We start from the raw sequence: 10,267 nt of genomic DNA on the forward strand, positions 1-10,267 counted from the left end.
GTGCCGCTGTCGTCTCCAAGGCCCGTGCTACTGGGCAGTTCAGCGCATTCCAGCACGTCAGGGGCTGCTCTTCCAAACAGTGGGATGCGGTGACGCCCCGTGATGTAAGCCCAAGATAAATCGGTCATAAAGAGCGAGCCCCGCCAAAAGGCGGGGCTCTTGTGAGCACAGCGACACCAGGTGACCGCGACGCGTGGCCGCCGCCGGGCAATTCTCTGTCGAAACGTTATGAACACGGCTCGCGGCCGTGTCAAAGGACACAGATCACTCCAAGTGGGCTACGGCAACTACCGTACGGACCTGGTTACTTGAGACGTGCCATAAGTGCGTGTTCAACCAATGTGATCAAGCCACTCTTTGCGTCCGCACGGTGTCGCGCGTCGGTCGTGATGATCGGCGTGCCGTCCCCGATCTGGAGTGCCTCGCGTACCTCGTCGGGGGTGTACGGCTGGTGGCCGTCGAAGCCGTTGAGGGCGATGACGAAGGGGAGCCCGGAGTTCTCGAAGTAGTCGACGGCGGGGAAGCAGTCGGCGAGGCGGCGGGTGTCCACGAGCACGACCGCGCCGATGGCGCCGCGGACGAGGTCGTCCCACATGAACCAGAAGCGGTCCTGGCCCGGCGTACCGAAGAGGTACAGGATCAGGTCCTGGTCCAGGGTGATGCGGCCGAAGTCCATGGCGACGGTGGTCGTCGTCTTGTCCCCGGTGTGGGTCAGGTCGTCGATGCCCGCGGACGCGGACGTCATGACGGCCTCGGTGCGCAGCGGGTTGATCTCGGAGACCGCCCCGACGAACGTGGTCTTGCCCACGCCGAAGCCGCCCGCCACCACGATCTTCGCGGAGGTGGTGGAACGGGCCGTGTCCGTGCCCGTACCGCTAGAGCTTGCGAAGTCCACTGAGCACCCTTTCGAGCAGTGTCACGGCAGGCTGGCCGCCGGCGGTCTCGTCGCCGCCGGGCTGATGGATCGCGACGAGCCCGGCCTCGGCCAGGTCCGCCACGAGGATCCGGGCCACGCCGAGCGGCATCGACAGGAGCGCCGAGACCTCGGCCACCGACTTGACCTCACGGCACAGGTGGCAGATCCGCTGGTGCTCGGGGAGCAGCCCCATCAGCTGGGCCGGGTCGGCCGTCGTGCTCACCAGCGCCTCGATGGCGAGCTGGTAACGGGGCCTGGTCCGGCCGCCGGTCATCGCGTAGGGACGCACCAGCGGCTGGTCGCCCTCCATTCCGTACGAAGCGTCCCCGTACGGGTTGTGAGAGGCGGTGGGCGGGGTCATGGATCCTCCGGGCGGGACAGCAGGTCATCTGCGTGTGCCGTCTGACAGAGCCGGTGGGGGCAGTGTGGCGGCCGGACGGTTGGTCAGTACGTTCGGTCGGTGGGGCGGCCGAAGGGGTAGGACTTCGGAGCGTGCTCGGGGCTAGTGGAGCAGGCTGCCCTGCAGCTCGGCGCGGAGGTCCGGGGTGAGGACGGCGCCCGCGCGGTCGACGAGGAGGGCCATCTCGTACCCGACGAGGCCGATGTCGCACTCGGGGTGCGCGAGCACCGCGAGGGACGAACCGTCGGAGACGGACATGATGAAGAGGAACCCCCGCTCCATCTCCACCACGGTCTGGGTGACGGTGCCGCCCTCGAAGATCCGGGAGGCGCCCGCGGTGAGTGAGGTCAGCCCGGAGGCGACCGCGGCGAGCTGGTCGGCGCGGTCGCGCGGGAAGCCCTCGGACATGGCCAGAAGGAGGCCGTCGGCGGAGACCACGACCGTGTGGGACACCCCGGGGGTGTTGTCCACGAAGTTGGTGATCAACCAGTTCAGATTCTGTGCCGCCTGGCTCATCGGACTCAACTAACGCTCCTGCTGGTGAGTGGGGAAACTGCCGGTCTGGCCGGTACCGGCCTGGCGACCCTGCTGGATGCCCCGACGGAGATTCGTCAGCCGGCCGCGTACCTCTTCGGGCGCACGCGAGACCTGCGGACCTGTGCTGTCCTGCTGTTGCTGGGCCGTGCCCGCGACCAGGTTGGCCCGCGGGACGCGGCGCGGCAGTCCGGATGTGGTGATGCCGCCCGCGGACGGCTGCCTGACGCGCTCGGCCTGGCGGCCCAGCTCGTCGTTGGGGGAGGAGCGCCAGTTGCCGGGCGCGCCCATGCCGTTGGTGCCCTCTCCGGCCGCGGCGACGGGCGCACCGGCCGGGTCCTGGCGCGGGGTGCGCGAGGGGAGCGGACGCTGCGGCGGCTCGGGGGCCTGGTGCCGCGCCGGCTCGGGAGCGGGGCGCGGCGCGGCCTCGCGGGCCTGCCGGTTCTGCTCCTCCTGCTGGTGCTGCTGCTGGTGTGCCGCCTGCTGGCTCTGGTCCTGCTGCTGCGCGGCCTGCTGGTGCTGGGCGGCCCGCTGGCTCTGCTGCTGCTGGAACCAGTTGGTCTCCAGCGTGTCGAAGAGCGGCGTGCGTCCGTCGCCGGGACCCGCGGGGGGCAGCGGCTCGGGCTCCGCGGGCTGCAGGGGCGCGGAGGGCGGCAGCTGCTGCTGAGCCTGCTGGTTCTGCTGCGGCGCCTGGTTCTGCTGCGGTGCCTGACCGGGCTGCGGCGCCTGACCCGGCTGCTGAGCCGAGCGCTGCGACCGCTGCGGCATGCCCTGGTTCGGGTCGCCCTGGCCGCGGCGCGGGGTCGGCGGACGCGGCACGGTGTAGTCGGGCATCTCCCGATTGCCGTGCTGCGCGGAACCGTTCGCCTGGTCCTGCGGGTCCTGCGGGTCCTGCTGGCCCTGCTGGTTCTGCCCGAAAGCGTTCTGGCCGAAGTCGTTCTGCCCGGTGGGCAGGCCGGCGTTCTGGCCGGGGTTCTGCCCGCCGCCGAAGACGTCCGAGCGGACGAACTGGCCGGTGGATCCGTCACCCTGCGGCGCGGACGTGCCGGGCTGCGGAGCGTCGAAGTCGGGGCGGGGGAACTCCGCGGTGGAGCCGGGGCCCTGCCGGTCGTCGGCCGGGGCCTGGGGGAACTGCCCGGTGGACTCGGGCTCTTCGTGCCCGCGCGGGGTGTCGAAGGGCTCGCGCCCCACCTGCGGCTGCGCGTTCTCGTCGCTCCAGCTGGGCACGCGAGGACCGGAGTAGCCGCCGGGCGCGCTCGGCGCGGGGTTGCCGCCGGGCAGCTCGGCACGGGGGCCGCCGCGCGGCGGCAGCTGCGGCCTGCGGCCCTGGCCGGCCTGGTCGTTGCCCGCGCCGGAGTCGGCGGGGGGATTCATGGCGTTCGTACGCTGCTGGGGCACCGGAGGCTGCGGCGCGTTGGCACCGCGACCCCGCCGCGGCGCCTGCGGCTGACCGCCCTGCGGCTGACCGCCCTGCGGAGCGACCGGAGGACGCTGCTGACCCTGACCCTGACCCTGACCCCGGCCCGGCCCCTGGGACTGGCCCTGGCCCTGGCCCGTGTCCCGGGAGGGCAGCGCGGCCCGCGGACCGGAGCCCGCGACCTGCTGACGCGGCGCACCGGCACCGAGCAGCCCGGGACCGCCCTGGCCACCGGCTCCCGGGCCGCCGCCGAGCGCGGGACCGCCGCGGCCGGGGCCACCGGTCAGACCGGGACCGCCGTTGCCCGCGCCGACACCGCGTCGCGCGGCCGCGGCACCGGCGGCGGCCTGCGCCGCGGCGGGGCCACCGGTCGGAGTGGGCGCGCCGGGCTTGCCCGGCATCTTCTTGCCGCCCTGGGCGACGTCGACGGGGAGCATGACCAGCGCGGTCGTACCACCGGAGTCGGAAGGACGGAGCTGGATGCGGATTCCGTGGCGCTGCGACAGACGGCCGACCACGAACAGACCCATGCGGCGCGAGACCGAGACGTCCACGGTGGGCGGCGACGCGAGCCGCTCGTTGATCGCAGCCAGGTCCTCGGGCGAGAGGCCGATGCCGGTGTCGTGGATCTCGATGAGCACGCGGCCGTCGGGCAGCGCGTGACCGGTGACCTTGACCTTGGTCTGCGGCGAGGAGAACGAGGTCGCGTTCTCGAGCAGCTCGGCGAGGAGGTGCACGAGGTCGTTGACGACGCGTCCGGCGACCTCGGTCGCGGGCACCGAGGAGAGCTCGATGCGCTCGTACTGCTCCACCTCGGACGCGGCGGCACGCAGCACGTCGACGAGCGGGACGGGCCGGGTCCAGCGGCGGCCCGGCTCCTCACCGGCGAGGACGAGGAGGTTCTCGCCGTTACGGCGCATGCGGGTCGCGAGGTGGTCGAGCTTGAACAGCGAGGACAGCTGGTCCGGGTCGGCCTCGCGCGACTCCAGCTCGGAGATGAGCGAGAGCTGGCGCTGGATGAGGCCCTGCGAACGCCGCGAGAGGTTGGTGAACATCGCGTTGACGTTGCCCCGCAGGAGGGCCTGCTCGGCGGCGAGGCGGACGGCCTCGCGGTGCACGTCGTCGAAGGCCGCGGCCACCTGGCCGATCTCGTCCCTGGAGTGCACACCGACGGACTCGACGGAGGTGTCGACGTCCTGCGGGTCCGACTCCGAGAGCTGCTTGACCAGCTCGGGCAGGCGGTCCTGGGCGACCTTGGTCGCGGTGTCCTGGAGCCTGCGCAGCGAGCGGATCATGGACCGGGTGACGACGAACGCGCCGACGAGCGAGACGCCGAGCACGAGCAGGATCAGCGCACCGTTGATGATGGCTTCCTGCTCGGCCTCGTTGCGCAGCTCGCGGGCCTTCTGCTCCATCTCGCCGAGCAGCGTCAGCTCGATCTTGGACATCGCGTCGATCTTGGTGGTGTCGTTGTCGACCCAGTCCTTGTACGACCGCTTGTCCTGGAGCTTGATGCCGCCCTCCTGCTCGAGCACGCGCTTGGCGTACTCGTTGGCGGCCTTGACCGCGGGGTTGCCGCCGTCGATGGGCTTGGTCAGCTCACCGGCGTTGCCCGCGTAGATCTTGCTGAAGGTCTGGAGCTCCGAGCGCTCCTTTTCGTTGGCGCTGAGGCCGAAGGTGCGGTCGGTCTCGGAGATCTTGCCGTACTCGCTGTCGTTCGGCGGCAGCGCCGCGGCGATGATCGCGCGCTGTACGGAGGCGTACTCCTTGGCCGAGGAGAAGGCGGCCAGCGAACGCGTGCGCTGGATCATGTCGGGGTTGCTCGTCGCCTGCGCCATGTCCTGCGAGAGCTTGAGCAGCTGCTCGACGAGCTGGCTGTAGGCCTCGACGGTCTGCGAGGTGGAGCCCTTGGCCTTGAAGGCCTTCTTGCGGACGTCGCTGATGCCCTGGAGCTGCTGGGTGATCTGGACCGCGCTGTGCCGGACGCCGAGGAGGCCCTTCTCGCCGTCGGTGTCGTTGAGGTCCTGGGTGCCCTGGAGGAAGTTGCGGTAGACCCGGTCGGTCTTCTCGCGCGCTCCCTTGACCGTGTAGTCCGAGGCGTCGGCGTTGTGGGCGAGGGGGCCCGCCGACTTGTCGCGCTCCTCCTGGAGCGCCGCGGCCAGCTCGGTGGCCTGCTTGGTCATCTCGGTCAGCAGCTTCATGTTGTCGAGCTGCTGGATCTCGTCCAGGGACGAGTTGATGCGGAGCGCGCCGAGCGAGGTCGCGGTGATCACGGGGAGGGCGAGCAGCGAGACCAGGCGGGTCGAGATGCGCCAGTTGCGCAGGGCTATTCGCGAGCCCGGTCCGGTGGGCGTCTTGGTGCCGGCCGAACCCTTGCCCTTGCCCTTGGCCGGAGCGGTCGCCGTGCCGCTCCCCGCGGTGCCCTGGCGCGCGGCGCCGAGGCCGCTGTCGCCGGGCGTACCCGGTGCGGGGCTCTGGGCGTGCTGGGGCGAGGAGCCGCGCTCCGGCTCCGCCGGAGCACTCCCTCGGCCGTGGTCGGCCTGGGGAGACCCCTTGCCATCCCTCTTGAAACGTCCCTGCACTAGCGTCGCAACCTCTGGACCAGGCGTCCTGCCGGATAACGGCGGGACGGTGTCGGCGTCGTGGGGCGGCGAGCGCCCCATGGGTGGTCGTGAGTGACCGGCGCTGCTTCCCCTTCCCGCCGCCACTCGGCGCTGCGTTGCGCCCCTGCGCGCCGGTTCGATCCCGCGGCGGTCCCGGGAATTCCAGCACAGTGCCGGACCTCCAACAAGGCCCGTGTGTCGCGCCACGACCTACGTGACGCGTTGTGAGTGCGGGGTAACGAGACGTAGAAAGTGATCTAGGTGAAAACGGGCGGATGCCTACAAAGCCGCTACCGACGGGGGGTGTCCCAGTGTTCATGATCAGGAGCGGAATGGTGCCTTCAGTGGCGCAATGTCCGTTTCCAACTGACTGGCCGCGGGCCGGAATTGACCCATTTGCCCGCTCCCTCGTGAGCAAACTCACACGAAGATCATGGCGTCTTCCGGACTTTGGCCGGGAATTGGATGTTTAGCCTGACGCTTTACAGGGATGGCGAATCCGACAACCGCGTCCGTCACGCGACGCCCGAACGACAGGGTCCGAACAGCAGATGAAGACTGTGAAGTCCACCATGTTCCGCAACATAGCCAACCCGCGCCGCACCACGCTCGCGCACCTCACGGACGCGGACGACTTCCAGGCCGCCCCCGAGCAGCCGGAGCACGCCGTCGAGCTCCCGGCCCAGACGGCCAACCCCAAGCGCACGATCCTCATGGACGTACCGGAGCAGCCGACCCCGAGCGCCGCCTGACACTCCCAGCCGCGCAGCGGCGCCAGACGGAGCCGAAGTCACCGCCGCACGGCGACACCGTCACCGCAGGCCGCAGGCCCCCGTTAGCCTGGAGTGTCAGACCCCACCCACCTCAAGAGGCTAAGGCTCACGTGCGCATCGCCAGGTTCTCCATCGACGGCAATGTCGGGTACGGCGTGGTCGAGGGGGAGAGCGCCCCCGGCAAGGAGGGCGAGCTCGTCCTCGACATCATCAAGGGCATCCCGTACGCCGACTTCGAGCTGTCCGGCACCAAGGTCCCGCTGAGCAAGGTGCGCCTGCTGCCACCCGTGCTCCCCAACAAGATCGTCGCCTTCGGCCGCAACTACCGGGAGCACGCGGCGGAGCTCGGCAATGAAGTGCCCGACACCCCCTTCGCGTTCCTCAAGCCCTCCACCTCGCTGGTCGGCACCGGTGACGCCATCACGTACCCCTCGTTCTCCGAGGAGCTGCACCACGAGGCCGAGCTGGCCGTGGTCATCGGCCGCATGTGCCGCGAGGTCCCGCGCGAGCGGGTCAAGGACGTGATCTTCGGCTACACCTGCGCCAACGACGTCACCGCGCGTGACGTCCAGCGCCGCGAGAAGCAGTGGGCCAGGGCCAAGGGCTTCGACAGCGCCTGCCCGCTCGGCCCCTGGGTGGAGACCGAGCTCGACCCGAGCGACCTCACCATCCAGTGCACGGTCAACGGCTCGCAGCGCCAGCTCGGCCGCACCAGCGAGATGGTCCACTCCATCGAGGACCTGATCGTCAACATCTCCGAGGCCATGACGCTGCTCCCCGGCGACGTCATCCTCACGGGCACCCCGGCAGGCGTCGGACCCCTCAACGTCGGCGACGAGGTCGCCGTCACCATCGAAGGCATCGGCACTCTCACCAACAAGGTGATCAAGCGTGGCTAACGCGACCCCCGTACGCGTACGGTTCTGTCCCTCGCCGACCGGCAACCCCCACGTGGGCCTGGTCCGCACCGCCCTCTTCAACTGGGCCTACGCCCGGCACAACGAGGGCTCCCTGGTCTTCCGCATCGAGGACACCGACGCGGCTCGCGACTCGGAGGAGTCCTACGAGCAGCTCCTCGACTCGATGCGCTGGCTGGGCTTCGACTGGGACGAGGGTCCGGAGGTCGGCGGCCCGCACGCGCCGTACCGCCAGTCGCAGCGCATGGACATCTACAAGGACGTCGCCGAGAAGCTCATCGCGGCCGGCAACGCCTACCCGTGCTACTGCACCACCGAGGAGCTGGACGCCCGCCGCGAGGCCGCCCGCGCCGCCGGCAAGCCGTCCGGCTACGACGGCCACTGCCGCGACCTCACCGACGAGCGGAAGACGGCGTACGAGGCCGAGGGCCGCAGCCACATCGTCCGCTTCCGGATGCCCGACGAGGCCACCACCTTCACCGACCTGGTCCGCGGCGAGATCACCGTCCAGGCGGAGAACGTCACCGACTACGGCATCGTGCGCGCCAACGGCGCCCCGCTGTACACGCTGGTCAACCCGGTCGACGACGCGTTGATGGAGATCACCCACGTCCTGCGCGGCGAGGACCTGCTCTCCTCCACGCCCCGCCAGATCGCGCTCTACAAGGCGCTGATCGAGCTCGGCATCGCGAAGACGATCCCCGAGTTCGGCCACCTCCCGTACGTCATGGGCGAGGGCAACAAGAAGCTGAGCAAGCGCGACCCGCAGGCGTCCCTGAACCTCTACCGCGAGCGCGGCTTCCTCCCCGAGGGCCTGCTGAACTACCTGTCCCTCCTGGGCTGGTCGTTCTCCGCGGACCAGGACGTCTTCTCGATCCCCGACATGGTCGCCAAGTTCGACCTCGCGGACGTGAACGCCAACCCGGCCCGCTTCGACCTGAAGAAGGCCGAGGCGATCAACGCCGACCACATCCGCATGCTGGACGTGCGGGCGTTCGCCGAGGCCTGCGAGCCCTGGCTGAAGGCCCCGCACGCCAACTGGGCGCCCGAGGAGTTCGACGAGGCGGCCTGGCAGGCCATCGCGCCGCACGCGCAGACCCGCCTCAAGGTCCTCTCGGAGATCACGGCCAACGTCGACTTCCTGTTCCGCGCGGAGCCGGTCTTCGACGAGCCCTCCTGGACGAAGGCCATGAAGGAAGGCTCCGACGCGCTCCTGCGCACGGCCCGCGCCAAGCTGGACGCCGCCGACTGGACCTCCCCCGAGTCCCTCAAGGAGGCCGTCCTGGCCGCCGGCGAGGAGCACGGCCTGAAGCTCGGCAAGGCCCAGGCCCCGGTCCGCGTCGCCGTCACCGGCCGCACGGTCGGCCTGCCCCTCTTCGAGTCCATGGAGATCCTGGGCAAGGAGAAGGCGCTCTCCCGCATCGACGCGGCCCTGGCGAAGCTGACCGCGTAGCCGAGATCCCTGCACGAAGGACCCGGAAGTCCACGAAGGACCCGGAAGCCCTCCCGGCTTCCGGGTCCTTCGCATACCGTCAAAGGCATGCCGATCAAAGCCGTGGTCTGGGACATCGATACTGCGTTCATCGGGGGATAACCCCCGAACCCCCAGCCGGAACGGACGGCGAGCGTTACCGTCGAGAACCCCCGAACCCCCAGCCGGAACCGACGGCGAGCGTTACCGTCGAAGCCATGCCGATCAAAGCCGTGGTCTGGGACATCGATGACACGATCTTCGACTACGCGCGCGCCGACACCACCGGTATGCGGGCCCACCTCAGCGCCGAGGGGCTCCTTGAGCGGTACGAGTCCGCCGAGCGCGCCCTCGACCTCTGGAAGGGGCTCACCGAGCGCCACTGGGCCCGCTTCGGCGCCGGGGGAGTGACATTCGAGCAGCAGCGCCGCGACCGCGTACGCGACTTCCTCGACGCCCCGGAGCTGTCCGACGCCGACGCCGACGCCTGGTTCGCGCGTTACGTCGGTCACTACGAATCGGCCTGGTCGCTCTTCCCCGACACCCTCCCCACCCTGGACGCCCTCGCCGGCGACTACCGCCAGGCGGTCCTGTCCAACTCCGCCCTGGCCGTCCAGGACCGCAAGCTGACCATCCTCGGCATCCGCAGCCACTTCGAGGCGGTCCTGTGCGCCGCTGACCTGGGCTTCTCCAAACCCGCCGCGGAGGCCTTCGGCGCGGTCTGCACGACGCTCGGCCTCGCGCCCGCCGAGATCGCCTACGTCGGCGACCAGCCGGAGATCGACGCGAGAGGGGCGCGGGACGCCGGTCTGCTCGGCATCTGGCTCGACCGCGACGGCTCGGCGCGGGACGCCCCGGCGGGCGTACACCGCATCTCGCGTCTCTCCGAGCTCCCCGCGCTGCTGCGTGCGGATACCCGTTTTGGAGCGCCGTCCACCTTCGGGTAATGTTCTTTCTGCGCCGCCCGAGAAGGCCGAAAGGTCCGGCCGGGAAGCGCACATCAAATAAAACCCCGCAAGGGGTTGCGTTTTGATGGCCTATGGTGTAATTGGCAGCACGACGGTTTCTGGTTCCGTTAGTCTAGGTTCGAGTCCTGGTAGGCCAGCTCGCAGAGCTCATCTGCAACCGCGGGTGTCGTTCAATGACACAGCATCCGCAAGGCCCCCGTTGTGTAGCGGCCTAGCACGCCGCCCTCTCAAGGCGGTAGCGCCGGTTCGAATCCGGTCGGGGGTACAG

8 protein-coding genes and 2 tRNA genes are annotated in these 10,267 nt (G+C 70.1%); 6 read left to right on the top strand and 4 right to left on the bottom strand.

The annotated features are described in order from the left end of the window. Positions 1–304 precede the first annotated feature (304 nt). The 4 genes from ACFVYR_RS10010 to ACFVYR_RS10025 form a co-directional block, all read right to left on the bottom strand. Complete coding sequence (locus ACFVYR_RS10010) at positions 305–895, bottom strand: ATP/GTP-binding protein (RefSeq protein ID WP_384249901.1); 591 nt, start codon at positions 893–895, stop codon at positions 305–307. Next, positions 876–1,277: a DUF742 domain-containing protein gene (locus ACFVYR_RS10015; RefSeq protein ID WP_384249904.1), complete on the bottom strand. Its 402-nt coding sequence runs from the start codon at positions 1,275–1,277 to the stop codon at positions 876–878. Before ACFVYR_RS10015 ends, ACFVYR_RS10010 begins: the two co-directional genes overlap by 20 nt. A 141-nt stretch (positions 1,278–1,418) precedes the next feature. After that, positions 1,419–1,832 (bottom strand): roadblock/LC7 domain-containing protein, encoded by a 414-nt coding sequence (locus ACFVYR_RS10020; RefSeq protein WP_030787430.1) that lies wholly within the window; start codon positions 1,830–1,832, stop codon positions 1,419–1,421. A 9-nt stretch (positions 1,833–1,841) separates the two neighbouring features. Next, positions 1,842–5,849 (bottom strand): nitrate- and nitrite sensing domain-containing protein, encoded by a 4,008-nt coding sequence (locus ACFVYR_RS10025; RefSeq protein ID WP_384249907.1) that lies wholly within the window; start codon positions 5,847–5,849, stop codon positions 1,842–1,844. A gap of 572 nt (positions 5,850–6,421) precedes the next feature. On the opposite strand from ACFVYR_RS10025, the gene ACFVYR_RS10030 reads away from it, so the two are divergent. The 6 genes from ACFVYR_RS10030 to ACFVYR_RS10055 all read left to right on the top strand — a co-directional run bounded on the left by ACFVYR_RS10030 (position 6,422) and on the right by ACFVYR_RS10055 (position 10,264). Further along, positions 6,422–6,622: a hypothetical protein gene (locus tag ACFVYR_RS10030; RefSeq protein ID WP_389611587.1), complete on the top strand. Its 201-nt coding sequence runs from the start codon at positions 6,422–6,424 to the stop codon at positions 6,620–6,622. Positions 6,623–6,753: 131 nt separating this feature from the next. Continuing rightward, positions 6,754–7,542, top strand: a complete 789-nt coding sequence (locus ACFVYR_RS10035; RefSeq protein WP_384249912.1) for a fumarylacetoacetate hydrolase family protein — start codon at positions 6,754–6,756, stop codon at positions 7,540–7,542. Further along, on the top strand, positions 7,535–9,013 hold the full coding sequence (gene gltX / locus ACFVYR_RS10040; RefSeq protein ID WP_384249914.1) for a glutamate--tRNA ligase: 1,479 nt from the start codon (positions 7,535–7,537) through the stop codon (positions 9,011–9,013). The genes ACFVYR_RS10035 and gltX overlap by 8 nt, the downstream gene beginning before the upstream one ends. Positions 9,014–9,249: 236 nt before the next feature. Then, positions 9,250–9,978, top strand: coding sequence for an HAD family hydrolase (locus tag ACFVYR_RS10045; protein ID WP_384249917.1), 729 nt, complete (start codon positions 9,250–9,252; stop codon positions 9,976–9,978). 86 nt (positions 9,979–10,064) lie between these two features. Beyond that, a tRNA-Gln gene (locus ACFVYR_RS10050) sits at positions 10,065–10,136 on the top strand. A gap of 55 nt (positions 10,137–10,191) precedes the next feature. Next, a tRNA-Glu gene (locus ACFVYR_RS10055) sits at positions 10,192–10,264 on the top strand. Positions 10,265–10,267 lie beyond the last annotated feature (3 nt).

Origin of the sequence: Streptomyces sp. NPDC058284 (genome assembly GCF_042881135.1) — a bacterium.
Classification (GTDB): Bacteria; Actinomycetota; Actinomycetes; order Streptomycetales; family Streptomycetaceae; genus Streptomyces.

Coding starts and splice junctions, on each gene's coding strand:
- ACFVYR_RS10015 (WP_384249904.1), bottom strand. CDS start 1,277: ATGACCCCGCCCACCGCCTCTCACAACCCGTACGGGGACGCTTCGTAC.
- ACFVYR_RS10020 (WP_030787430.1), bottom strand. CDS start 1,832: ATGAGCCAGGCGGCACAGAATCTGAACTGGTTGATCACCAACTTCGTG.
- ACFVYR_RS10030 (WP_389611587.1), top strand. CDS start 6,422: ATGAAGACTGTGAAGTCCACCATGTTCCGCAACATAGCCAACCCGCGC.
- ACFVYR_RS10045 (WP_384249917.1), top strand. CDS start 9,250: ATGCCGATCAAAGCCGTGGTCTGGGACATCGATGACACGATCTTCGAC.